This window comes from Phocaeicola sp. RTP21359st1_B8_RTP21360_211022, assembly GCF_040911965.1.
In the GTDB taxonomy this organism is placed as follows: domain Bacteria; phylum Bacteroidota; class Bacteroidia; order Bacteroidales; family Bacteroidaceae; genus Phocaeicola; species Phocaeicola vulgatus.
Map to the genome: position 1 here is coordinate 86,975 of NZ_JBDFXP010000011.1, position 25,517 is coordinate 112,491.

Here is a 25,517-nt window from a genome sequence, read left to right on the forward strand (position 1 = left end):
CCTTTATTTGTAAAATTCGAGTTTGTTGTAATGTGGATGTATATTCTCTAAATCCGGTAATTGCATATAATTACCGTATATCTTCCTTAGCACAGCATCTGTTTGGCGTGGTACGGGGAACATTTTTCCTTCAAATTCCATTTCTGTCAGTGGAAAAATATCGTCTGTATAGCGCGGTTTGAAATAGGCGGTGCCAAAAGAATGGCGTAATTCTTTTCCGGGGAATAACTTGGCAATGAACCTTAGGATGGGAAAACCGATGCGGGTATTAAAATGATAAATTCTACGAATCCGTTTGTATAATGTGCTTTCTTTTATATTTTTATTATTCAACTGATTGTATATCTGCCCTTGCATGTGTCCTCCTATCCAAGCTAGACAATAAGGGATATTTTCTAAAGGAAAAATATCAATGTAGATACCGGTATAATGGAAAATACGGTCATATGAATTTGTTTCTTCCAAATGAGAATCCTTATCACGTAATTTGCCGTATATAAAGATGTAATTGGGATCTGTTTCATTAGTTTGCAATGCAAGATTGTCCGGAAGTTCTTGAGGAAGAACTTTCAGCAGACGCAGGTAATCTGAGCGAAGCATTTCTATGTCCAGATCATCATCCCAGGGAATGAAACCTTTGTGACGTGCTGCACCTATTAGAGTTCCGGAACTGAGCCAATAGGGTATTTGGTGCTTGCGACAAATCACATCAATAACCTCCAGAAGCTCTAACATACGTAGTTGCTGGCGACGGAGAAGGGAACCATCGGGGTTAAATCGCTTTCTTAGTTCACTATCCATACATTAATTTTTTAGTAGTTTATAAAACAAATCAGCGTTGATGTAACCTGTTTTTGACAGGTCTTTTCCTTTTAATTCTCCTTCGTGGATATATTCTTTGTTTAATACATCTTGCCCCCATAGCAATATTTTATCAATGTTTGGGGTACAAATGTTTAATACCTCTGCTATTGATTTGATTATCAATAATCCAAATGGAAAATCCTCAGTGAAATACCGGCTTTTGAAATCAGGCAGAAATCCTTTTTCTGTTTTTTCCATAGGAGCTGGAATATGTTTGAAGGCAATGATGGAGCGTATCTTGCGGGTAAGTGACCTTGCATCATAACTGTCATAATATTCCAATAAAGTAGGAATTGGCTCTATTCGGACCGGCAGTGCTTTCAGAATTTGTTGGAATTCATTGTCACAAGCAATGAGGAGCTCCGAACTTTCTTCATCCCAACTATTATAGAACCCGGGAATCTCATGATATGCTTTTCCTCTACTCCAGGTATGGAAAAGTGAATAAAGACGGGCTGGATGAAGCAATGGATTGCTATTGGTCAGGCTGGCTTCTAGAAAATGATGAAGCATACGCACCGGCGTATCTAACATTTCTTGAAGAGTTCGTAGTAAAATATCGGATTTTGATATGTTTACGGTGGCTATTTGTAATTCCTTTTTGTATCCCAACAAGAGTGCTTTCTGGCCATAGGTTTGCACACGGGCAATGAATGGAGCACGCTGGAATCCGAAGAGTGAAGCTGTTTTGCCTAATATTCTATAAGCGGTAAAGAAAAAACCGGTACAACTGACTACACTTCCTATGCAAGTTTTTTCCTGCAAGAACGGTTGTATGTGGAGAAGTTCTTCCTCAATGGCAAATCCGGGGAGACAAAGCAATACGATATCAGAGTGTGGAATGACTTCTGCCGGGTTAGCCGTAACGCAGGCTAATGAGCCGGAGAATGTATTTCCCCGGCAATCTTCAATGAGTAATGATGGATTCCATTGGTCGGGATGCCGGGTGAGGATGGAAACATTAAAGCCTTTATGTGCAGCTACTCCTGCAATGACGTGCCCCAGACCGCCACCGCCACAAATACAGATATTGATACTCATGCTTGCAGTTTTTTTAAGTTTTCAGCCAGATAATTGTTGTCTTCAGTATCGCGTATGGCGATACGGATGTAATTCCTGCCATCGAATCCTGTCTTGGTACTACAATCTTTTAACAAGAGATTATGCTCCAGCAATAAAGAAACGAGTTTGGTGGAACTGAAGCGGGAAGTTACTTCGCACAGGAAATAATTGGCTTGTGAAGGTATGACACGTAGGAAGTCAACCTGTTGCAATACCTCGAAAAAGCGTTGGCGCTCGGCTATGAATTTTTTACAGGCATTTTGATAATCATTATTATACTTGCTGTATATCTGTAAATAGAATTCGGCGAAGGAGTTTATATTCCATATAGCCATGTTTTTTCGTAAATAGGATATTATCTCTTTGTCGGAAGATGCGGCTATCCCCAAGCGTAATCCCGGAACTCCATAAGATTTGGAAATACTTTTAATGACTGTGAGGTGTGGGTATGTTTCCAGAACTTCATTCTTAAGCAGCGTATTTTCGACACTTTTTTCGCTGAAGTCAACAAAAGATTCATCCAGTATTAAGTGGATATTTCGCTGCTGCGTCCATGCCAGCAAATCCATAAGTTCGTTGAGGGGGATGAAGTTACCTGATGGGTTATCCGGATTGATCAAGAGTAAATGGCGGATATCTTTGTCCGCATAAAAAAGCATCAGTTCTTTTGCCGTATAATGAAAATCGGCATTCTGTGGATAGAATGCAATGATTTCTTCTGATTGTCGGTTGGGATATTCTTCGAAAGTGGGATAAATTACTCCCATTTTGCCATCTGAATGTTCCATCAGCGCTTTGATGATTTCGGCGGCTCCGTTGCCAACAACCACATAATCTTGCCGGATACCGAAGTTTTTTGCCATGACAAGTGTATTCACTCCCATGCCGGAAGGGTATTCACGGAGAAGCACATTAAAATTAGCCTGTAGTTCTTCACACATTTTTTGTGGTGGAAAATAGGGGTTTACTAAATAGCAGAAATCTTTCAGCTTTGGGAAACGCCAGTATCCGCCATATCTTTTTTGGTAGCGTTGTAGCTGGTCCTGTTCGGCAAAAATGGTTTCAGCGATGTCAAGATCTTGTATATCATCAATCTCATACCAGCGTTCTCCTTCCAAAGGGAGTCCTTTCAGTTCACATCTCTCCAGCAGGGTGATTACCCGTAATACCTGTTCGTAATATTCGTTATTACCCAGGGCTTTGCTGTAGGCTTCAAGAAATGGCACATAACTGTTGCGGAGAAACTCTTTACTGAATTTATAGATATTGACGGTTTTGTAGTAATCGTCAATATCTGCGTAGCGGAACGTTTTTTTTGAGATAAAATCAATGATGTCATTTTCAGTATTGAGCCGTACCATCGTGCCGTCCATCCATGGCTCATATTTAGCTACAAGTGCCAGATTGGGATAGGGGTTATTTAAAATTTTGTGGAAAAGTGTATCCTCAAAAATCAAATCGGATTCAATTAATAAAGTATCTTGCTTTTGCAATTCCTCTTTAGCAAGATAGAGAGAATAGATATTATTGGTCTTATTGTAGACAGGATTGTAAATATATTCTATCGGAGTATTTCTACTTTGTTTCTCTATGTGGGTACGTAATTTCTCTCCCTGGTAGCCTATGACTAAAATGATGCGTTCCAGATTTAATGAATCTAACTGTGAGAGCAGACGGTCTATCAGATAGGTCCCGTTTACTTTAATCATACACTTGGTGTTATCTTTGGTAAGATCTCCCAAGCGCTTGCCCATGCCGGCGGCTAGAATGATTGCTTGCATAATAAATTTAGGTATATATATTGCAAAAGTAGTAATTAATTAGCATTTATAAGCGATGTTATTTATATTTGCCTCAAATTTTAAACAGGAATGGGTAAAATAACATTTGTACCGGTAGGAGGATTGGCCAACCGTATGCGTGCAGTGGCTTCGGCGGTAATGCTGGCAGGAAAGACGAAAAGTGAATTAAGCATCATTTGGTTTCGGGATTGGGCACTGAATGCACCGTTTTATCAGTTGTTTAAGCCTGTAGACAGGGAAGTGGCTTGTTTACGGGATGCTTCGCGGTTGGATTATGCATTATTAGACAGACCTCGTTCCAAGAATTTTCATTTCCCGCTTTTGTTTCAGAAACTGCTTTTCAAGTCTTGTCTGTACGAGCGTTCCATTACTCCTTTATGTAACCGGCATTTTGATTTTGAACGGTGGGTTAAAGAAGGTGGCTGTGTTTATATGGCATCATACACCGCTTTCCAACTTTATGATTATGCGTGGATCAGTCGGTTGTTTGTTCCGGTAGACGAGATTATGGAAGAGGTAGAAAACCGTTGTCGGAATTTTTCGGATGCTATGATTGGTGTGCATATCCGTCGTACAGATAATCTGGCTTCTATCAGGCAAAGCCCTATCGAGTTGTTCTATCAGAAATTAGATGAGAAGATAAAAGAGGACGGCAAGGTGGCTATCTATTTGGCTACAGATTCGGAAGAGGTGAAGCGGGAAATGAAAGAGCGTTATGGTGACCGGATATTCTGTTCCGGAAAAAAGGCAGACCGTGGATCTTTGGAGGGAATAAGGGAGGGTATCACGGATATGTACACATTGGCTCGTACACAAAAAATATATGGTTCTTTTCAGAGTTCATTTTCGGATATGGCAGCTCAGATAGGAGGGGTTCCATTGGAGATTTTGAAATTATGAGTTACGGAAATAAATCATTGTTTTAATGATTATCTGCAAACATTTTTATTTTTGCTCCTCTTCTTTCTATGGCATTTGCCAATTTGTTTTCTATTTTTCCTAATAGCAGCCGTCTGCTCCATTCTATAACAAGCGTCGTCAGACAGATAGAAACAAGTGTTCCCATAAAATACAGAACAAGTAGGTTGCTGTCTGCATAAGGGGTATACCAGGGTTGTAAACAGTGGATAAGAAGTCCTTGAAGCATATATAAGGCAAAAACGTATCCTGCTAGGTAATTGATGATGCGGGATGAAAAATGCCACCGGGTAAACTGGTAGAAAATCATGATGGAGGCGATGATAATCAGTAGATTATTATCTCGGGCGAATCTCAGTATGATATTTCCACTCATTGCTGTAAGCAGGGAATTTAGTATAAAAATACAGGCAAGGCTGCCTGACAAGATTTCCCGGCTATGTCGTTTCATATTTTCCGGAAGACCATAGGTCTTCAGATATTGTCCTATGAGATAAGCTAGTGTGACATTGATAATTCCCTTGCCCGTGTCATTCTGAATTTCAAAAAACAGGATTGTCGGGGCAAATACAAAAAAGAATCCCCATAGTAACAGTAGTTGTTTATAACTTTTTTGTGAGAGGTTATGAACCAGTCGGTTTAAATAGGGCGAGAAACAATAAAGTACTACATAGCAGGTCATAAACCAGTATTTTTTGCTAAGTATCGGTAGCAATGAGGAGGCCAGCCCTGTCCAGGTATGCGGAGTGTGAAGCCATATTGTTTCGATCAGATAAGAAACGATGGAATAAAACCATACGACAACCAGCATTTTGAAAAATTTATGTGTATTGAAACGGATTCCAAAATAACCTGAGATCAGAATGAACAAGGTTACTCCGGTGTTTCCCAGTGTATTGATAAATAGTATGAATTCTTTGTTCAGCCAGTTACCGGTGTGGAAGGTATTTCCTAGAATATGCATGGATACAATCAGTATGATACTGATAATTCGTAAACATTCTAATCCGGAGTGACGTGTAGCAGCCATTATTTCTTGATTATATAGTGTAAACTCTCTTTAAAAGTGACGGAGCCGCTCAACCACAGGATGGCTGTGTAGAGTGTGCCGGCTATGATCATTTTGCTTGCCATTAATAAATACAGATTGGCAAAGCCGATAGTGATATAATAGGTAGCCGCCATTACCGCGGTAGCTATGAAGGCAAACGGAAGGATGTCTTTCAGCGCTGCAAACAAGCTGAGCCGTATTTGTTTCCATACAAAATAGTGCCATACAAACAGCCAGCAGATATTGATGGATACATACACTATAATCATGGTATGTACGCCGTATGGATAGAGCAGCAGCATGGTTGTTAACTGGATAATGCCTAAGCTGATGGTATTCCACATATAGATATCCGATTTTCCTTTGCTGATGACTAGGTTGGAATACAAATTGGTTATGGGAATGAATGCGCCACCGATGCAGAGCAATTGCAGGATGAAGGCACTGGGTAGCCATTTGTCTGTAATAGTCAGTATAATCAGTTCGGGTGCGATTAATGATAATCCTAACATAGCCGGAAAAGAAATAAAGGCAGTGAAGCGGAGCATCTTCCGGAAAGCGCGTTGTTGGCGTTCCCTTTCATCCGACAAACTGGAAAGTACAGGTTGGGCCACACTGTTGACTGTTCCTGAAATTAATGAATGTCCCATATAATTCCATTTATTAGCTTGAGTAAAATAGCCTACTTCTTGTCCCGAATAGAATTTACCAAGGATAACGGTAAAGATATTATTATTGATGTGGTTGAATATATTGGTTACTAATAATTTGCTGCTGAAAGAAAGCATCCCTCTCAAAGGCTTGAAGTCGAAAGTAAGTGTAGGTCGCCAGGGTGAGAAGCACCAATAACAGATATTAATGGTTCCTACATAGACAATGCTTTGTGTGGCTATCCCCCAATAGGCAAATCCCAAGCAGGCCATAGTTATACCGATAGTTCCTGAGGCGGTTAATCCGATAGTGACCGCCATTGCCTTTTGCTTGACCATTAAGTTGCGGAACAGGTAAGCACTGTGGGCAATGCCCAAACTGGCTACAAAGAAACCGAGGAAAGTGTATCGTGCCAAAGCTGTCAGTTCGGGAGTGTGATAGAATTCGGCAATGAGTGGGGCGCAAAGGAACAGAATGAGGTAGAGACAGGCACTTAGCCCGGTACTGAACCAGAATACGGCATTATAGTCTTTGTGGGAGATATCCCGTTTGTTGGCTAGGGCGGCCGTGAACCCGCTTTCCTGCAAAGAGCCTGCAATAAGGGAGAAGATGGACAGCATTCCCACCATGCCATAATCTTCCGCATTCAGAATGCGTGACAGGAATATCCCGAAAAAAAGATTCAGCAGCTGCTGTACTCCATTGCTTAATCCGCCCCAGAAGAGGCCTTTTGCTGTCTTTTCTTTCAAGGATTGTTCTGTCATTTTTATAGATAGATTATAAAACAGTCAGGCTGAAAGCGGACGTTTCAGTTGCTTTCAGCCTTTTCTGTATTTGGGTGTATATTATTTCACTTCACTGCCCGGCTTTACCTCTCTTAATAAAGAGGTCACCGCTAAGGTGCCGTCAAAGTTTTCAGCACTCAGGATCATGCCTTCGCTCACCAATCCGTTCTTGAATTGGCGTGGAGCCAGGTTGGCAATGAATAAAACTTGTTTGCCCACCAGTTCTTCCGGTTTATAATGTTGTGCGATACCGCTGACGATGGTACGGTTCTCCAGTCCGTCAGCAATCTTGAATTTCAGCAGCTTTTTCATTTTAGGCACTACCTCACACTCTAATACGGTACCTACACGGATATCTAACTTTTCAAATTCTTCAAAAGCAATTACCGGTTTTATCGGGTTGGCTTTATAGTTGGCAGCCTCGTTTGCTTTTTTGGTAGCCAACAGTTTGTCTACTTGTGCTTGAATGGTTTCATCTTCGATCTTTTCGAACAACAGTTCTGCCTTATTCAATTGATGTCCTTCTGCCAGCAGATCGGTACGTCCCAGTTGGTCCCATTCAAATGTTTCCATATTCAGCATTTTGCGGAGCTTTTCGCTGCTGAAAGGCAGGAAAGGTTCGAATGCAATAGCCAGATTGGCAACTAGTTGCAATGCTATGTTAAGGATGGTGGCTACACGGTCCATATCAGTTTTTGCCAGTTTCCAAGGCTCTGTATCGGCTAAGTATTTATTACCGATACGTGCCAGGTTCATTGCCTCTTTTTGTGCATCGCGGAATTTGAATACATCCAGTAGCTTTTCTACTTCTGCCTTTACGTCTGCAAATTCTTTTAATGTTTCTTTGTCGTAGTCGGTCAATTCACCGCAAACGGGAACTTTTCCGTCGAAATATTTATGAGTCAGCACTAAAGCACGGTTTACAAAGTTACCGTAAACAGCCACCAACTCATTGTTGTTACGTGCTTGAAAATCTTTCCAGGTAAAATCGTTGTCTTTTGTTTCGGGGGCATTGGCTGTCAATACATAGCGCAATACATCCTGTTTGCCGGGGAAGTCCTGCAAATATTCATGCAACCATACTGCCCAGTTGCGTGAAGTGGAAATCTTATCACCTTCCAGATTCAGGAATTCATTGCTAGGTACGTTATCCGGTAAGATATAGCTTCCTTCCGCTTTCAGCATAGCAGGGAAAACAATGCAGTGGAATACAATATTGTCTTTTCCGATGAAGTGAATCAAACGGGTTTCTGGATCTTTCCACCAAGTTTCCCAACTGTCGGGAAGTAATTCTTTTGTATTTGAAATATAGCCGATGGGGGCATCGAACCATACATAAAGTACTTTTCCCTCAGCGCCTTCTACAGGAACAGGGATTCCCCAATCCAAGTCACGGCTTACCGCACGGGGTTGCAAGCCCATATCCAACCAGCTTTTACATTGTCCGTATACATTGGGGCGCCATTCTTTATGATTTTCAAGAATCCATTCACGCAGCCATCCTTCGTGTTTGTCCAATGGCAGATACCAATGTTTGGTTTCACGCATCACTGGTTTACTGCCACTGATAGCACTTTTCGGATTGATCAGGTCGGTCGGAGAAAGTGATGTTCCGCACTTCTCGCATTGGTCACCGTAGGCTCCTTCTGCATGGCAGTGAGGACATTCACCGGTAATATAACGGTCGGCCAGGAACTGATGGGCTTCTTCGTCGTAATATTGCATGGAGGTCTTTTCAATGAACTCACCTTTATCATACAGGGTTTTGAAGAATTCGGAAGCCAGTTCGTGGTGTGTCTTTGATGTAGTACGAGAGTATATATCGAATGAAATTCCAAATTCTTTGAATGATTCTTTTATCAAGGTATGATAGCGGTCCACCACATCTTGTGGAGTAATACCTTCTTTCTTTGCACGAATGGTGATAGGTACTCCGTGTTCGTCAGAGCCTCCGATGAAAAGAACATCTTCTTTTTTCAGGCGGAGATAGCGCACGTAGATATCAGCAGGAACATATACACCTGCCAGATGACCAATATGTACCGGACCGTTTGCGTAGGGCAAAGCGGATGTGACGGTGGTTCTTTTGAATTTATTTTCCATTGTATGATGTCTTTTTTGTTATTTCTACCAGTAACGTGCAAAGTTAGTGATTTTTAGTAAGTATATGGAATAATCAGAAATATTTCTCCCTTAAAATCTCTGACAGGCCGTACTTATTATAAAATATGGTTATTCGGGGGCTTTGTCGGAAGAAGTGAAAATACAGAAAAATGTTATATCGTGATGCAGTGATTTGCACTTATTTGCATTTAATCTTAAGGAGAGAAAAATGATGAACTAAATTTTACTTATCCTGTTTTTTATAAAACCTTAAGTCGAACGAGACATGAATACGTGGTATAAATTCATTTTAAATGCACTTTTCTCTAAAAAGAGAGAGGATAAAGATTGGGAAACGACCGATAAGGAAGAGGATGTTCTTTCAAATTACATTGAACTGGACTCATTGATGCAGGTCATTTATCATGCAAAGGAAACTGAGTCGGGCAGCTAAACTAACCGGCCCAGTCTTCTCTATCAAGATTTCTATAGCTTATCGCTTCTGCCAGGTGGATGGAAGTAATGTGTTCGCTGTTGTCCAGATCGGCAATGGTACGCGCTACTTTTAGAATACGACCGTATGCGCGCGCCGACAGGTTGAGGCGTGTCATGGCAGTTCGTAATAATTTTAGCCCTGCTTCATTGGGTTGAGCGTACAGATGGAGTAACCCGGCTTCCATTTGTGCGTTGCAGTAAATACCCGGATGGTTGGCAAAACGTTGAGCTTGTATTTCCCGGGCCTTGATAACCCGTTCGCGTATGCTTGCACTACTTTCCGCATGATGGCGTTCTGCCATTTTTTCGAATGGAACCGGAACTATTTCTATTTGGATATCTATGCGGTCCAGTAAAGGACCGGAGATACGGTTCAGGTACCGTTGCACTTGTCCGGGATTACAGACGCAAGCTCGTGTGGGATGATTATAATATCCGCATGGACAGGGATTCATACTGGCTACCAGCATGAAACTGGCCGGATAATCCAGACTGTATTTAGCTCGTGCGATGGATATATGCCTGTCCTCTAGGGGTTGGCGAAGTACTTCAAGTACACTTCTGTTAAATTCCGGCAACTCGTCTAGAAAGAGCAAACCGTTGTGAGCCAGACTGATTTCTCCCGGTTGGGGATTGGTGCCGCCACCTACCATTGCTACTTGCGAAATTGTATGATGGGGACTACGGAAAGGCCGGATGGCAATCAGTGAACTGTCTTTTCCTAATTTTCCTGCTACTGAATGTATTTTAGTCGTTTCCAGACTTTCACCCAATGAAAGGGGAGGGAGAATGCTTGGCATGCACTTTGCCATCATGGACTTCCCACTTCCGGGTGAACCGATCATAATCAGGTTGTGTCCTCCGGACGCGGCTACTTCCAATGCGCGTTTTACACTTTCTTGTCCTTTCACATCAGCAAAATCGTATGGAAAGCTACTTTGGTGTTCATAGAATTCCTCCCGTGTATTGACGATGCTAGGCTCCAGATTGCGTTCATTATTGAAAAATTCGATGACCTCTTTGATATTTTCTACGCCATATACTTTCAGGTTGTTTACTACAGCAGCTTCCCGCGCATTTTGTTTGGGAAGTATGAAGCCTTCAAAACCTTGCTCGCGGGCACTGATAGCTATGGAGAGGGCTCCTTTGACTGGTTGAAGGCTTCCATCCAGGCTAAGTTCTCCGATAATAAGATAACGTGAAAGTTTTTCTTCCGATACGATTTGGGTAGCGGCCAATATTCCGATTGCTAGCGGAAGGTCGTATGCAGACCCCTCCTTGCGTATGTCGGCAGGGGCCATATTCACTACAATTTGACAAGTGGGGAATTTATATCCGTTTACCTGTAAGGCGGAAATAATACGTTCATGACTTTCTTTCACGGCCGAGTCCGGCAGACCGACAAGGAAGAATTTTATACCTCGTGAACTATTTACTTCAATAGTTACAATGGTAGCGTCGATACCTTGAACGGCTGCTCCATAGACTTTTACCAGCATTCTTTTATTTTTTATTTTGTCTCTTTCGAGCACGTTCTGCCTCTTTGGCGGCTTTTTCTTTCTCTTTATCTTGTTCTGTCAGCTGTCTCACTTTGTCTATCAGTTCTTTGCCCCGTATATCTTGTGTGATGACCCGCTTGTCAGGACCTATCAGTATATTGGCAGGAATCCGGGTTATGCCTTGTTGCTTGACAATGGAATTGTTCCAGCCTTTGAAATCGCAAACTTGTTTCCATTGCGTGGTATCTTTTTGAATGATTTTCTCCATCCATTCCTTTTTATTCAGATCAAGGGAGAGGCTGATAATAACAAACTTGTCTTTTTTCAATGCCTTTTGTACGGATACTAAAGAATCTTGTGTGGCAATGCTTTCTTTGTTCCAGCTTGCCCAAAAATCCAAAAGGACATATTTCCCTTTTACACTGTTCCAGTTGACGGTCTTTCCTTTTTTATCCGTGCACGAGATGTTGGAAACGTAGCGATGTTCTGTCAGTTCTTTTTTCTCACTTAATTTATTCTGGAGTTCTATAATATAAGGTGTGTCTTTTATAATACCGCTTAGTCCTTTTATCAGCTGATCTATGTGGTTGTAATCAGGAAGCGAGTCCTGTACGTAATATTTGTCTATCAGATAGATATTGCTGTACGAGCTTGGGTTGGTTTTAATCAACGAATCCACAGCAGTCATAACAGCTGCCTTGTTATTTTCTAAGGTGCTAAGGTACTGGATATGTTTTGCCAGTTGTGCGTTTTCTCCCTTTCCTTTAACCTCTATCTTTCCGGCCATTCCGTTTAGGGTAACACTTTCTCCTTTATCAGCATATATCGGTAAGATTTGTTTTTCTCCCAATAGTAATGAGAAGATAGTAAATGTGTCAGGGGTAATGGTGTAAGTGAATTTACCTTTTGAGAGGAGTATGGTATCCAGCTTGTAATCGGGTTCTTGATAAAATACTAATATAGTGTCTGAAGGAAGTCCTTTAATGCTTCCTTCCAAGGTGAATGTATTTTTCTTGCCGCAGCCGCTTGCCAGCACAACAAGAGTGAAAAGAAAGAATAGTAATTTTTTCATTTCAAGATATTTTTTGCGAAAATACGCATTTTGTGGCTAAAGGCAGGCATAAATGAAGGTTATTTTACATAAAAAGACCGGAAGCTTCATCACGAAGCCTCCGGTTTCAGTCATAATCATCTAAAAAACTAGACAAGATGATATCTAGTTATATTATTTGATAGCATCAGCGTATTTAGCGAACTCGCGATCGTTAGCAGCTTTTCCAGCCATTGAAGGATCTTTTGCGATTGCGCTCTTGATGCTGCTGCTTACCAATGAAGCATTGTTTGTGCGAGCACCAACGATAGCCATCAAGTAGTCAGTCATTGCATCCGGATTCTTGATTGCAGACAAAGTAGCTTTTGCTTTGTTATAGTCTTTAGCCAAAATCTGAGCTTGAGCGGCACTGTTAGTCTTAGCGTCACCGAATGAGTTGACAGCTCTGTCATACTGGCCTTGTTTGATATATAAGTTACCCAAAGCTTCGCCGGCAGCGTTAGCACCTGTAGCTTTGCCTAAGTAAGTTTCGGCAGCTGCAACATTGCCCTTAACCAATTCGCAAAGACCAAGGTTAGCGTTTACTTCAGGAGCGTTAGCGTTCTTAGAAGCAGCTTGTTTGAAGTAGCTTTCTGCTTTAGCAGCATCACCGGCAGCGAATGCCAATTCACCCAAGTTATTATAAGCACGGAAATCGTTCGGATAAAGTTGAGTTGTCTTGGTGAAGATAGCTTCTTTGCGAGCGTTGTCGTTAGTCAGGGTAGCAGCGTACAATAATTCTTCTACACTCAATACTTTAGGATCAGAGTTGAATGCTTCGTTGATTTCGTCATCGCTACGACCGATGATGTCATAGTTGGCAGTTAAACGGGCACGACGCAACTGAGGCAGGATTTCGTCAGCCAAAGTTTTGTATACAGAAGAGATATTCTTGATTTCAGCTTCTCTTTGTTCAGGATCATTGTACATAGAAAGAACACGTAAGATCAAATCTTTATCCTGCAAGTTTGATTTAGATACCAGTTCTTGGAAGCCTTCCCAGTCTTGTGCAGTGTATTTTGCATCCAGGTTAGTATCAATCTTGCCCTTCTTCAACTGGCGTTCCATATATTTTTCTGTGTTTGCTTCACGGTTTTCAGCCAAACCGGTGTTCAGTTCCACACCACCATCAGGTGAAGCGTATGCAGAAATTTCGATGTTGTTCAGTTTGTAGTTCTTTGTGTCGGCATTAATTTCAGCCACTTTCTTATGGAATTCTTTGATATCGTCAGAATTCAATTCGCTGTTGCGCAAGTTGGCTTGCTGGATCAAGAACATGATGTTGGCAGTCTGAGCATCTTTAATAATGCGTTGGAAAGCATCGTTAGCGTATGATGCGTTAGAGCTGGCAGCAGTAGGCAGTTCAGAAGTCGCGATAACGCCATCAGCGATTTTTACAGAAGGAATAGTGTATGATTTCTTTCCTTTTGTAATCTTGAAATCAAGATAAAGTTCAGAGTTTGCCATTTCGGGAACGTAGTCGAAAGAAGCTTTCATCGTGTAGCTGCCACCTGCCTTGTAAGCGATAGTCTGATTGTTTCCTTCTACTTTTTCTCCTTGGAATACAGCGGGCTGGCCTTTAGCTTCGCCGCCTTTCCATCTCAGAACGGGGGTAACTTCAACAGTTGCGTTCTTCTTGAAATACTTTTCGGGGAATTTACCATTAATTGTCACAGGCACTTTACCACCGATTGCTTCAAGCACTTCAGGGTTAGTTGTGAAATAGTCAGAAGACAATTCTCCCATCTTGCCGCATGATGATAAGGCAAGGACCAATAAAGCCACTAAGGGCAAATACAACTTTTTAATCATAGTTACTTATTAATTTAACGTTTGTAATGTAAAATTCGCTATAGTACGTTTTTGTGCGTCTCTTTGGGGGCAAAGATAGGAAAAACTCTATTATATGCTAGCTTCTTAGCCTGCTTTTTTTTCAATTTATCTTAAAATATTTTAGAATATAGAACCTTTATTATCTTTTTCTCTGAATTTGATGTTACGGGGGTGATGTTCTATGATTTCACTGCGTAGCATATTACGGTCTATATGTGTATAAATTTCTGTTGTCCCGATACTTTCATGTCCCAGCATGCACTGTATGGCACGCAAGTTGGCACCTCCTTCCAGCAAATGTGTTGCAAAAGAATGGCGGAATGTGTGAGGACTGATTTTTTTTTTCAGACCTATCCGGGCTGCCAGTTCCTTGATGATATGGAAAACCATGATGCGGGAGATGTTCTTCCCGAAATTGCTGATAAAGACAAAGTCTTCAAATCCCGGCTTTATTTTCATCAGGTTACGGTCGGTGAAGTAGAGCCTGATTTCCTTGATGGCGCGCGGTGAAATAGGAACCAGCCGCTGTTTGCTTCCTTTTCCTTCCACTTTGATGAAGCCTTCTTCAAAATAAAGTTCGGATAATTTCAGGTTGCAGAGTTCGGAAACACGGAGCCCGCAACTGTAAAGCGTTTCCAGTATGGCCCTGTTGCGCTGTCCCTCTTTGGTGCTGCGGTCTATGCTTCCTATCAGCAGGTCTATCTCTTCTACTGTCATTACTTCGGGCAGTTTGAAACCTGTCTGGGGGGATTCCAGCAATTCTGTCGGATCGGCTTTCAGGTAATCTTCCATAATGAGGAAACGGTAGAAAGAGCGGATGCCCGACAAGATGCGTGCCTGCGAACGGGGGTGGATGCCGATATCATGTAATCCGGCCGAGAAATCTTCCAGATTTTCAAGCCGGACATCCAGAATGTTGATGTTTTCTAATGTAAGATAAGCCAGTAACTTGTCCAGGTCAGTAAGATAAGCATCTACCGTATTGTCAGATAACGATTTCTCCAACTTTAAATATTGTTTGTATTTCACCAATATCTTGTCTGTTTTCTCGGTTCTTTTCATTTCTTTTTTCTACCTTTGTACCCAAATTCCCTGCAAAGGTAGAAAAAGTTCAGATATAGTATAAATATGAAAATACAAATTATTAATGGACCTAATATCAATTTATTAGGCAAACGGGAACCTTCCATTTATGGCGCTGTTTCATTTGAAGACTATCTGGTGGAATTGCGCCATACTTATCCGGACATTGAAATAGCGTATTATCAGTCGAATGTGGAAGGTGAGATGATCAACAAAATACACGAAGTGGGTTTTGATTATGACGGCATCGTGTTGAATGCAGGGGCTTATACGCATACTTCCATTGCTTTGCAGGATGCTATCCGCGCCGTGACAGCTCCCGTGGTTGAGGTGCACATCTCGAATGTACATACCCGTGAGGAGTTTCGCCATAAGTCGATGATTTCCTGTGCTTGTGCGGGAGTGATTTGTGGGTTCGGGCTTCATTCATATCGTTTGGCGATTGAGGCTTTGTTAATGAGAAAATAAAACGTTTAGGTATAATATAAGGTGATAAGATTATGATGTTGAAACAAACAAAAATCGTAGCGTCCATCTCAGATCAGCGTTGCGAGGTAGAGTTTATAAGAGATCTTTTCAAGGCCGGTATGAATGTGGTCCGTATGAATACGGCTCACGCTTCACGTGAAGGTTTTGAAAAATTGATAACCAATGTACGTGAGGTTTCCAACCGTATTGCCATATTGATGGACACAAAAGGGCCCGAAGTGCGTACTACTGCTATTGCGGGCGGCGAGCCTATTCCTTATCAGATTGGTGACAAAGTGAAGATTGTAGGTAATCCTGCACAAGAAACGACCCGTGAATGTATTGCTGTATCTTATCCCGGTTTTGTGCATGATCTTCAGGTGGATGGCGATATTCTGATTGATGATGGTGATCTGGAGCTGCGTGTGATTGAGAAGACAGACGAGTATTTGTTGTGTGAGGTGCAGAATGAAGCTACTTTGGGTAACCGTAAGAGTGTAAATGTACCGGGCGTGCGCATCAATCTCCCTTCTTTGACAGAAAAGGACCGTAACAATATACTGTATGCTATTGAAAAGGACATTGATTTCATAGCACATTCGTTTGTTCGTAATAAGCAGGATGTGCTGGATATCCGTCAGATACTGGATGCATACGGCAGCGACATTAAGATTATCGCCAAGATCGAAAATCAGGAAGGAGTGGACAATATTGATGAAATATTGGAAGTGGCCGACGGAGTCATGGTGGCTCGTGGTGACTTGGGTATTGAGGTTCCTCAGGAACGAATTCCCGGCATTCAGCGTCTGTTGATCAAAAAATGTATTCTGGCAAAGAAACCGGTGATTGTTGCTACCCAGATGTTGCATACCATGATTAATAATCCGCGTCCTACCCGTGCTGAAGTGACCGATATTGCCAATGCTATTTACTACCGCACGGATGCATTGATGCTGAGTGGGGAAACGGCATACGGCAAGTATCCGGTGGAAGCCGTGAAGACGATGGCCAAGATTGCAGCGCAGGCCGAGAAAGATAAACTGGCCGAGAATGACATCCGTATTCCTTTGGATGAAAACTCCAATGATGTAACCGCTTTCCTGGCAAAACAGGCAGTAAAGGCTACCAGCAAACTGAATATCCGCGCTATTATTACCGACAGTTTCAGCGGGCGTACCGCACGTAATATTGCTGCTTTCCGTGGCAAATATCCTGTATTGGCCATCTGTTATAAAGAAAAAACGATGCGTCATCTGGCTTTGTCATATGGGGTGGAAGCTATCTATATGCCCGAAAAGGCTAACGGACAGGCATATTATTTCGCTGCTTTGCGTAAATTGCTGGATGATGGTGTCTTGAGTGAAAGCGACATGGTGGCTTACCTGAGCAGCGGCAAGCAAGGTACTCAGACTTCTTTCCTTGAAATCAATGTAGTGGGAGATGTGTTGAAGTATGCTATGGACTATGTGCTGCCCAACCGCAACCGTTACCTATAATAATAGAAGATAGGAATGAAAGAAACGGACGCTATTGACGAATATATCCTTCAGCACATTGATGAAGAAAGTGATTATCTGAAGGCACTTTATCGCGATACGCACGTCAAGCTTTTACGTCCCCGTATGGCTTCCGGCCACTTGCAGGGACGTATGCTGAAAATGTTTGTGCAAATGATACGCCCCCGTCAGGTGCTGGAAATCGGGACTTACAGTGGCTACTCCGCACTTTGCCTGGCCGAAGGGTTGGAAGAGGGGGCCACGTTGCACACATTTGAGATAAACGATGAGCAGGAGGACTTTACACGTCCCTGGCTGGAAGGTTCGCCTTACGCCGGCAAGATTAAATTTTATATAGGTGATGCGCTGAAGTTGCTGCCTGGCATGAACATTACCTTTGATTTGGCGTTTGTAGACGGTGATAAGCGGAAGTATATTGAATATTACGAAATGGTACTGGAGAAATTATCACCCGGCGGATACATCATTGCCGATAACACATTGTGGGACGGACATGTATTGGAGGAACCGCATCATACAGATCTTCAGACTATTGGAATAAAGAAATTTAATGATTTGGTAGCTGCCGACAAACGGGTTGAAAAGGTGATTCTTCCCTTGCGCGACGGGCTGACAATCATAAGAAAATGTTGAATAATGTGCCAATAGGTTATGCTATGAACCGTATGGCATATTAACAAATTAGCAAACTGAATAATTATTAATTATGGAAACGACCAGACAAAATAAGATTTCTCGTTTGATCCAAAAGGAGTTGAGTGAGATTTTCCTGCTTCAGACCAAGTCCATGAATGGTGTTTTGGTGTCGGTAAGTGCTGTCCGCATCAGTCCCGATATGAGTATTGCACGTGTCTATCTCAGCGTGTTCCCTTCTGAGAGGAGCCAGGAAATAGTAAAGAATATCAATGATAATATGAAATCCATCCGTTATGAGTTAGGAACACGGGTACGCCATCAGTTGCGCATCATTCCCGAGTTGAAATTCTTTGTGGATGATTCATTGGATTATGCCGAACGTATAGACGAATTGTTGAAAAAGTAGAACCGGGCGGTGAATTTTCCCTTTTATATAGCGAAGCGTTATCTTTTTTCCAAGAAGTCGCACAATGCCATTAATGTCATTTCAGCCATTTCCGTCTGCGGAGTGGCTTTGGCTACATTGGCATTGGTATGTACTTTGTCTGTTTTTAACGGCTTCCAGGATCTGGTGGCTACTTTCTTTACGGCTTTTGATCCGGAGCTGAAAATTACGGCTGTCACCGGAAAGGTCTTTGACGGACAGGAAGCGCGTATAGAAGCTTTGCGCCGGATGCCGGAGATCGCTGTTTTTTCTGAGTCCTTGGAAGAGAATGCGATGGTTCAGTATAAGGGCCGTCAGACTATGGCGGTGATCAAGGGAATTGAGGATAATTTCGAGGATCTGACCGCTATTGACAGTATTCTTTTCGGCCGGGGGCAATTCGTGTTGCATGATGAAGTGGTGGATTATGCCATTCCCGGCATAGAATTGGTTTCCATCTTGGGAACGGGTATCAAATTCCTCGATCCGCTAGAGATTTATGCTCCCAAACGGGGAGCTAAAGTCAATATGGCCAATCCAGCTTCCAGCTTTAACTCTGCCGATTTATATTCCAGCGGCCTTGTGTTTGCGGTGAACCAACAGAAGTATGACTCTTCTTACATTCTGACTTCCCTCCAATTTGCCCGTAGGTTGTTCCAGTATGACACAGAAGTGAGTTCGGTAGAATTGAAATTGAAGCCGGATGCAGATGTAGGGAGTGTAAAATCGAAGATACAGAAAATATTGGGAGATGGTTTCCGGGTGCAGGACCGGTATGAGCAGCAAGCGGATACTTTCCGCATTATGGAGATAGAGAAGCTGATATCTTATATTTTCCTTACCTTTATCCTGATGATAGCTTGCTTTAATGTAATAGGCTCCTTGTCCATGCTGATTATAGATAAGAAGGCAGATGTAGTGACATTGCGCAATTTGGGGGCCAGCGACAAGCTGATCACGCGTATATTCCTGTTCGAGGGGCGTATGATTTCACTGATAGGTGCGGTGGTTGGTGTGATACTGGGGCTGATCCTTTGCTTTATCCAGCAGGAATTCGGATTGCTTTCGCTGGGAGGTGGTAATTCCGGCGGTAATTTTGTGGTGGATGCCTATCCCGTCAGTGTCCATGTATGGGATATTGTTATAGTCTTTGTCACTGTGCTGGTGGTGGGCTTTCTTTCCGTGTGGTATCCGGTGCGTTATCTCAGCCGCAGGTTGCTGGGCAGGTAATTTATTTATTATTGTTGATACGGCTGATGTTTGTCGGTTTGTACGGTACGGCTTGGCTGCTTTCTTTGTTTTTATTCTTTTCGTCTTTTGGCCTTATGGCTTTATCTGGTTAAGTCTTTTCTTCTTTGTGGTTAACCTTGTTTTACCTTATGGTTAAGCTCTTTTTTATGGCTGTGTACTATAGTCTCTTGCGGTGGTTTGTACAGTCTGATATAGTGGACTGTATAAACTCTTGCAGTAGACTGTACAGTCCACTGCCGGAGTCTGTAGTAGTTAACTGTATGATAAGGGTTAGCTATAAGGGAAAACGACCTTAATCGTCGGAGCAATAGGGCTTGGTACAAGCTTCTTTCCAGGGTGTTTCGGATCTTCTACTTTCAGGGTCCTCAAATCAATTCGTAGCTGCTCACCTGAATAGGCATATCCAGATTATGCAGCACCTTCTCCAGCAAAATGCCTTCCCGATTATCATATTCATAGCCGAAAGTGGCGCGGATGCCTTGAAGGATAAACTGTGTGGCGCGGTCCAAGGCGATAGGAAGACTGTCGCCTTGCATCAGTGAGCCGGTTATCACACTGGTAAATGTATCGCCTGTGCCGGGATAGTGTGCGGGCAGGTAGGGACACGTTACTTTCCAATAGCGGTTTCCCTGTCTGTCATAGGCGTAAACGGAAGTTTTGCGAGGATCTCCCTGTACGGGCACGCTGGTGATAATAACGATACCGGGGCCGTGCTCCGAAATTTCATGCAGGTAAGCTTTTAGTTCTTCGTCTGTATTCTCCGCTTTATAGGGTTTGTCCAGCAAATAGAACAGTTCGGTCATATTGGGCGTGATGACATCTGCTTTCCGGATGAGGTGACGCATTTCCAGAATCATTTGTTCGTCAAAGTTGGTATATAGCTTTCCGTTGTCTCCTAATACGGGATCTATCATGACCAGGTTGTCGGACTGGCGGAAATCATCAATGAACCCGGATACGATTTGTATCTGGCGGGGAGATCCCAAGTAGCCTGTATAAATAGCATCGAATTGTACGCCAAGTTGTTTCCATTCACTGATAATCTTGGGCATCTCGTCCGTGAGGTCCAAGAAAGAGAAGTGCGGGTATTGGGTGTGGCTGGATAATACGGCTGTGGGCAGAGGGCAGACTTGAAAGCCCATGGATGAGAGGATAGGGATAACGACGGTGAGGGATACGCGCCCTGCACCGGACAGATCGTGTACCGCAGCTATCTTCTTTACTTTATTTGTATACATATCTTCATGAATTAAGCGTTATGGATGGTATATATAACAGGTAAACCGGAAGAAAGTTATTCCAATGCTATGCTTTTTACCTTTATGTCTTGCCGGCCCAAGAAGATGGAAGCGGATTCCTCAAACTTGTTTTCGCTTTCTGTGGTGAGGAAGCGGCAGTTTCCTCCTTTATCGCAGCGTGCGTCCATTTCCGGATGGCGGTTTAAATAGTCTCGCAGGCTCCGGGCCACATATTCCCCTTGTGAAATGATGCGGATAGGTTCAGGCGTAAATTGCCTTATTTTATCCAGTAGTAGCGGATAATGGGTACATCCCAATATGATGGTGTCAATCATCGGATCTTTATCCAGCAGCCGGTTGATATGTTGTTTGACGAAATAGTCGGCTCCTTCCGATTGATATTCATTATTCTCTACCAAGGAAACCCACATGGGACAGGCTTCTCCTGTTACCACAATGTCGGGAGATAACTTATGTATTTCCAAAAGATAGGATTCGGATTTGATGGTACCGGCTGTGGCCAGTATACCTACGTGCCGGCTTCGGGTGATTTCTCCTATACATTCTGCTGTAGGCCGGATGACACCGAGTACTCTGCGGGTAGCGTCTATTACCGGAAGATTGATCTGCTGGATGGTGCGTAAGGCTTTTGCCGATGCTGTGTTGCATGCCAATATCACCAAAGGACATCCCAGTTCAAACAGTTTGCTTACGGCTTGCAGGGTAAATTCGTAAACAACTTCAAAAGAGCGCGGTCCGTACGGACAGCGTGCGCTGTCTCCCAAATAGATATAATCATACTCAGGCATCAGTCCGCGTATTTTGTCCAGAATGGTCAGACCGCCGTAGCCGGAGTCGAATACACCGATGGGACCGGTTGAAGGGAGGATAGATGGGATCATGGCAGTATAGCTATATAATACAGGCACGGATTACACGGATGTTCACGGTTCTGAAACCTGTGAAATCTGTGTAATCCGTGCCTGTAAAGGTCCTTAACTTAATTATTTGATTCCTACTTTAGCTTTGACAGCAGCAGTTACATCTGTAGACTGCGCTTCATTTACGTAGGGAATTTCTGTTCTGTTCAAATCGAAGATATAAGTATATCCACCTTCCTGGCCTACTGCTTTGATGGCGTCTTCAATTTTCTTGTAGATAGGTTCCATCATATCAGCGTATGATTTCTGCAACTGTTGTTGTGCATCTTGTTGGAACTGCATTCCTTTTTCCTGTAATTCCTGCAATTCTTTCTGGCGTCTTTCCTGAATGTTCTTAGGAAGGTTGGCTTGTTCCTGTTGATATTCAGTATATTTTTTGGTCAGTTCATCAGTTGCACGTTTCATTTCATCCTCGTATTGTTTCTGCATGGCTTGGATGTCGGTCTGGGCCTTTGTGAATTCCGGCATGACAGTAAGTACATCTGCGGATTTAATATGCCCGAATTTCTGAGCAAATACACTCATCGGAGCGATAAGTAAAAGTAGTAAAGCAATTTTTTTCAACATAGTTCTATTTTTTATTAGTTATTGCAAATTTGGATTATCGGTTGCAAATGTAGGAAATTAATTTGAATATCCTAATCTTGAGAGCACTTCATTGCTGATATCAATGCTTGGAGATGCGAAAATAATGCTTTGGGCGGAGCTTCTGTCCACTACTGCCGCATATCCTTTTTGCTCTGAAATCTGTTTTACCGCTTCATAGATTTTATCTTGAATTGGTGCGATCAATGCCTCTTGTTTTTTGGCCATTTCTCCTTCGGGACCGAAATATTTCTTTCTCAGTTCGGCTGCTTCCTTTTCTTTTGCTACAATCGCTTCTTCTCTTTGCGTTTTCTGTGCGGCCGACAGGGAAGCCGAGGCTTTCTGGTATTCTTTATAAAGTGCTTCCGCTTCTTTTGCTTTTGCTTCCACCTCACTTTGATATTGTTGTGAAGCTTGATTCAGTTGGGTATTCGCCTGTTCGTATGCAGGAATATTCTTCAGGATATATTCCATATCAATCAAGGCGAACTTTTGAGCGCTGGCTGTGAATACACAAGCCACAAACAATAGAGATAATAGGATAGCCTTTTTCATAATCACATTGTTTTTAGTTATTAAAACTCTTGTCCCAGGATAAAGTGGAACTGGCTTCCACTGTACTGGCTGGATCCGTTAATCTTGTCGAAACCGTATGCCCAGTCAATACCCATCATACCAATCATCGGCAGGAAGATACGGACACCGACACCTGCCGAGCGTTTCAACTGGAACGGATTGAATTTGCTTACATCTGTCCATGCGTTACCTCCTTCAATGAAGCCTAGTGCATAGATACTGGTCGAATTTTCCAGCATCAACGGGTATCTTAATTCTGCACCTAAACGTACGTAAGCATAGCCTTCACTACCATAAGGAGTCAATGAACCGTTTTCGTAACCACGCAGTGCAATGGTTTCGGAAGCGTAGCTGGTGCTATAGCCTGTCATACCGTCACCACCCATATAGAATGTTTCAAAAGGTGATTTCTTGTACTTGTTATAGTGACCCAGCAAACCGAACTCTGCACGTGTCATGATAACCGGACATTTCTGACCTCCTGTAAGAGCGGTATAGGTCTTTGATTTGAATTTCCATTTGTGGTATTCAATCCAGTTGAACATACTTGCCGCTTCATCATAATCATCTTTACCGTATACCGAGTAGTCCTTGTTACTGAACAATGAGTACGGAGGAGTCAGCTGTACGGAAGCCGAGAATTCAGAACCGCGACGCGGGAAAATCGGGTTATCCGTAGAGTTACGTGCCAAAGTCAGATTCAAACTCAGGTTGTTGCAATTACCGGTTGACATGTATTCTCCGTTGTTCAACTTGATATACAAGTAGCTCCAGTCTTTCAAAATAAAGCGCTGGTAAGAAAGTTCGGCTGACAAGGTAAAATAGTCATCCGGCCATCTCAAACGCTTACCCCAACCGATAGATGCTCCATACATCTGGATAGATTTATCGGGGTCATAAAAAGACTCGTAGTTGTTATTATATCCGCCATAATAATTTCCATAACCGCTGTAATAATTGTAGTAATTATTCATATAAGCTGAGTTATAGTAGTTACTGCTGATATCTGTCTGTATGGAGTAGAAAGCCGAAACAGAGAATGAATTCGGACGTTTTCCGCCAAACCATGGGTCAAAGAACGATACACTATATGACTGGTAATAACTACCGTTGGTCTGTCCGCTGATGGTTAATGTCTGTCCATCACCTTGTGGCAGGAATCCGCGGTAGTTGTCACTCTTATGGAACAAGTTGGCCATAGAGAAGTTCGTGAACTTCAAACTTAATTTACCGATAACACCGGTCTGTCCCCAACCTGCCGAGAATTCTACCTGGTCGTTTGCTTTGGACTCCAGGTTCCAGTTGATGTCTACCGTACCGTTGGTCGGGTCCGGTTGTACATCCGGCTGGATATTTTCAGGGTTGAAGTGTCCCATTTGGGCTATCTCACGATAAGAACGTTCCAATGCTTCTTTGCTGAACAGGTCTCCCGGCTTGGTTCTTAACTCACGGCGTACTACGTTTTCATACAAACGGTCGTTACCGTTGATACGCACTTTGCTGATAGAGGCCTGAGGACCTTCCTGAATACGCATTTCCAAATCAATGGAGTCGCCGTCTATGTTTACTTCTACGGGGTCAAGGTTATAGAAAACGTATCCTTTATTATAGTAGTAGTTACCGATAGCATCTTCATCACCGGTCAGACGCTCGGTCATTAATTTCTGGTTATAAACATCTCCCTTTTTCATACGGAGCTGTTCGTTCAGCCAGTCCGAAGCATAAATGGTGTTACCTACCCAGGTCACGTTGCGCAGATAGTATTTGTCACCTTCTTCTATTTTCATGTACACGTCGACGGTACGGTCATCGTACGGAGAAACACTGTCCACAACAATTTGTGCGTCGCGGTAACCTAATTCGTTGTATTTGTCGATGATATGCTGTTTGTCTTCTTCGTATTTCTCTTCAATGAATTTTTTGGTACGGAAAAGGTTGACAAGTTTGTTTTTCTCATTCGTCTTCTTCATGACGCGTTTTAACTTCTTGTCACTTAACACGGTGTTGCCGTCAATGGTGATCTTGTGGACTTTTACCTTTTCTTTCTTGTCAATCATCACATCAACATCCACTTGGTCCTTATTGTCAGCCAAATCACGCTCTACGATGGTCACTTCGGCGTTTTTAAAACCTTTTTCATCGAAATGTTTCTTGATTAATATTTTAGCACGGTCTATCAAGTTGGGAGTAATCTGGCTTCCTTTTACCAAACCTAGTTTGGCTTCCAAATCTTCACGCTCGCTTTTCTTTACGCCGTGGTAACGAATGTCGGCAATACGTGGACGTTGGGCCAGGATGATTTTTAAATAGATCTTGTCTCCAACAATTTTTTCAGCTAGGATTTGTACATCCGAGAACAGTCCGTGTCGCCAATAACGTTTTACAGCTGTGGTGATGTCATCTCCCGGAACAACAATGGTCTGTCCTACCGATAGTCCTGAAAGTCCGATCAATACATAATCTTCATAGTTTTTTACGCCTTCTACTTTGATTCCGCCGATTTCATACTTCTTGGGCGTTCCGGAATAAAGTATGACTGGATTGTCGTTTTCTTCTACGTTTGCTTCTTGGGCGTAACTGCCTGTTGAAAAGCAAAATAGGCATGTAAGCGTTAATAGTATAAGTGAAATACGATATAGCATTTT

Annotated in this window: 22 protein-coding genes; 7 read left to right on the forward strand and 15 right to left on the reverse strand. The window is 42.6% G+C overall.

What is annotated here, in order from left to right:
* Positions 1 to 3: 3 nt before the first annotated feature.
* Genes AB5062_RS07765 through AB5062_RS07775 form a run of 3 tightly spaced genes read right to left on the reverse strand, consistent with a single transcriptional unit; the run spans position 4 to position 3,707 of the window.
* Positions 4 to 801: a phosphorylcholine transferase LicD gene (locus AB5062_RS07765; RefSeq protein ID WP_057098670.1), complete on the reverse strand. Its 798-nt coding sequence runs from the start codon at positions 799 to 801 to the stop codon at positions 4 to 6.
* Positions 802 to 804: 3 nt separating this feature from the next.
* Positions 805 to 1,905, reverse strand: coding sequence for an NAD/NADP-dependent octopine/nopaline dehydrogenase family protein (locus AB5062_RS07770; protein ID WP_057098667.1), 1,101 nt, complete (start codon positions 1,903 to 1,905; stop codon positions 805 to 807).
* Complete coding sequence (locus AB5062_RS07775) at positions 1,902 to 3,707, reverse strand: aminotransferase class I/II-fold pyridoxal phosphate-dependent enzyme (RefSeq protein ID WP_008666695.1); 1,806 nt, start codon at positions 3,705 to 3,707, stop codon at positions 1,902 to 1,904. Before AB5062_RS07775 ends, AB5062_RS07770 begins: the two co-directional genes overlap by 4 nt.
* A gap of 90 nt (positions 3,708 to 3,797) precedes the next feature.
* On the opposite strand from AB5062_RS07775, the gene AB5062_RS07780 reads away from it, so the two are divergent.
* Positions 3,798 to 4,628, forward strand: a complete 831-nt coding sequence (locus AB5062_RS07780) for a hypothetical protein (RefSeq protein WP_005844462.1) — start codon at positions 3,798 to 3,800, stop codon at positions 4,626 to 4,628.
* 22 nt (positions 4,629 to 4,650) lie between these two features.
* Here the strand turns inward: AB5062_RS07780 and AB5062_RS07785 are convergent, their stop codons facing one another.
* The 3 genes from AB5062_RS07785 to metG form a co-directional block, all read right to left on the reverse strand.
* The gene (locus AB5062_RS07785; protein ID WP_117870516.1) at positions 4,651 to 5,676 is read right to left on the reverse strand and encodes an acyltransferase; all 1,026 of its coding nucleotides are present in this window, start codon (positions 5,674 to 5,676) and stop codon (positions 4,651 to 4,653) included.
* The gene (locus tag AB5062_RS07790) at positions 5,676 to 7,112 is read right to left on the reverse strand and encodes a lipopolysaccharide biosynthesis protein (RefSeq protein ID WP_008781389.1); all 1,437 of its coding nucleotides are present in this window, start codon (positions 7,110 to 7,112) and stop codon (positions 5,676 to 5,678) included. Before AB5062_RS07790 ends, AB5062_RS07785 begins: the two co-directional genes overlap by 1 nt.
* An 81-nt stretch (positions 7,113 to 7,193) precedes the next feature.
* On the reverse strand, positions 7,194 to 9,236 hold the full coding sequence (gene metG, locus AB5062_RS07795; RefSeq protein ID WP_005850560.1) for a methionine--tRNA ligase: 2,043 nt from the start codon (positions 9,234 to 9,236) through the stop codon (positions 7,194 to 7,196).
* A gap of 286 nt (positions 9,237 to 9,522) precedes the next feature.
* Here metG and AB5062_RS07800 point away from each other — a divergent pair, with 286 nt between their 5' ends.
* The gene (locus tag AB5062_RS07800; protein WP_005850567.1) at positions 9,523 to 9,690 is read left to right on the forward strand and encodes a hypothetical protein; all 168 of its coding nucleotides are present in this window, start codon (positions 9,523 to 9,525) and stop codon (positions 9,688 to 9,690) included.
* Between the two features lies 1 nt (position 9,691).
* Here the strand turns inward: AB5062_RS07800 and AB5062_RS07805 are convergent, their stop codons facing one another.
* The 4 genes from AB5062_RS07805 to xerD form a co-directional block, all read right to left on the reverse strand.
* Entirely contained in the window at positions 9,692 to 11,230 is a 1,539-nt protein-coding gene (locus AB5062_RS07805) for a YifB family Mg chelatase-like AAA ATPase (protein WP_008781391.1), read from the reverse strand.
* A 4-nt stretch (positions 11,231 to 11,234) separates the two neighbouring features.
* A complete protein-coding gene (locus AB5062_RS07810; protein WP_008781392.1) occupies positions 11,235 to 12,302 on the reverse strand; it encodes a thioredoxin-like domain-containing protein in 1,068 nt (355 codons plus the stop codon).
* Between the two features lie 153 nt (positions 12,303 to 12,455).
* The gene (locus AB5062_RS07815; RefSeq protein ID WP_008781393.1) at positions 12,456 to 14,132 is read right to left on the reverse strand and encodes a tetratricopeptide repeat protein; all 1,677 of its coding nucleotides are present in this window, start codon (positions 14,130 to 14,132) and stop codon (positions 12,456 to 12,458) included.
* A 141-nt stretch (positions 14,133 to 14,273) separates the two neighbouring features.
* Positions 14,274 to 15,215 carry a site-specific tyrosine recombinase XerD gene (gene xerD / locus AB5062_RS07820; protein ID WP_005844476.1) on the reverse strand — a complete coding sequence of 314 codons (942 nt, stop codon included), beginning with the start codon at positions 15,213 to 15,215 and terminating at the stop codon, positions 14,274 to 14,276.
* Positions 15,216 to 15,281: 66 nt separating this feature from the next.
* On the opposite strand from xerD, the gene aroQ reads away from it, so the two are divergent.
* The 5 genes from aroQ to AB5062_RS07845 all read left to right on the forward strand — a co-directional run bounded on the left by aroQ (position 15,282) and on the right by AB5062_RS07845 (position 19,511).
* On the forward strand, positions 15,282 to 15,704 hold the full coding sequence (gene aroQ / locus AB5062_RS07825; protein WP_008781394.1) for a type II 3-dehydroquinate dehydratase: 423 nt from the start codon (positions 15,282 to 15,284) through the stop codon (positions 15,702 to 15,704).
* A 32-nt stretch (positions 15,705 to 15,736) separates the two neighbouring features.
* Positions 15,737 to 17,200 carry a pyruvate kinase gene (gene pyk / locus AB5062_RS07830; RefSeq protein ID WP_005850571.1) on the forward strand — a complete coding sequence of 488 codons (1,464 nt, stop codon included), beginning with the start codon at positions 15,737 to 15,739 and terminating at the stop codon, positions 17,198 to 17,200.
* A gap of 15 nt (positions 17,201 to 17,215) precedes the next feature.
* Positions 17,216 to 17,854 carry an O-methyltransferase gene (locus tag AB5062_RS07835; RefSeq protein ID WP_005844483.1) on the forward strand — a complete coding sequence of 213 codons (639 nt, stop codon included), beginning with the start codon at positions 17,216 to 17,218 and terminating at the stop codon, positions 17,852 to 17,854.
* Between the two features lie 73 nt (positions 17,855 to 17,927).
* The gene (gene rbfA, locus AB5062_RS07840) at positions 17,928 to 18,263 is read left to right on the forward strand and encodes a 30S ribosome-binding factor RbfA (protein ID WP_005844486.1); all 336 of its coding nucleotides are present in this window, start codon (positions 17,928 to 17,930) and stop codon (positions 18,261 to 18,263) included.
* Positions 18,264 to 18,272: 9 nt separating this feature from the next.
* Positions 18,273 to 19,511, forward strand: a complete 1,239-nt coding sequence (locus tag AB5062_RS07845) for an FtsX-like permease family protein (RefSeq protein WP_005850573.1) — start codon at positions 18,273 to 18,275, stop codon at positions 19,509 to 19,511.
* A 386-nt stretch (positions 19,512 to 19,897) separates the two neighbouring features.
* Here AB5062_RS07845 and AB5062_RS07850 read toward each other — a convergent pair whose 3' ends face one another.
* From AB5062_RS07850 to bamA, 5 genes are all read right to left on the reverse strand, one after another.
* Positions 19,898 to 20,770, reverse strand: a complete 873-nt coding sequence (locus AB5062_RS07850) for a pyridoxamine kinase (protein ID WP_032952995.1) — start codon at positions 20,768 to 20,770, stop codon at positions 19,898 to 19,900.
* A gap of 56 nt (positions 20,771 to 20,826) precedes the next feature.
* Positions 20,827 to 21,672 carry a glutamate racemase gene (gene murI / locus AB5062_RS07855; protein ID WP_005844493.1) on the reverse strand — a complete coding sequence of 282 codons (846 nt, stop codon included), beginning with the start codon at positions 21,670 to 21,672 and terminating at the stop codon, positions 20,827 to 20,829.
* Between the two features lie 102 nt (positions 21,673 to 21,774).
* Complete coding sequence (locus AB5062_RS07860) at positions 21,775 to 22,278, reverse strand: OmpH family outer membrane protein (protein WP_005844495.1); 504 nt, start codon at positions 22,276 to 22,278, stop codon at positions 21,775 to 21,777.
* 57 nt (positions 22,279 to 22,335) lie between these two features.
* Positions 22,336 to 22,851, reverse strand: coding sequence for an OmpH family outer membrane protein (locus tag AB5062_RS07865; protein ID WP_117699905.1), 516 nt, complete (start codon positions 22,849 to 22,851; stop codon positions 22,336 to 22,338).
* A 20-nt stretch (positions 22,852 to 22,871) separates the two neighbouring features.
* A complete protein-coding gene (bamA, locus tag AB5062_RS07870) occupies positions 22,872 to 25,514 on the reverse strand; it encodes an outer membrane protein assembly factor BamA (RefSeq protein ID WP_005844499.1) in 2,643 nt (880 codons plus the stop codon).
* Between the last annotated feature and the right edge of the window lie 3 nt (positions 25,515 to 25,517).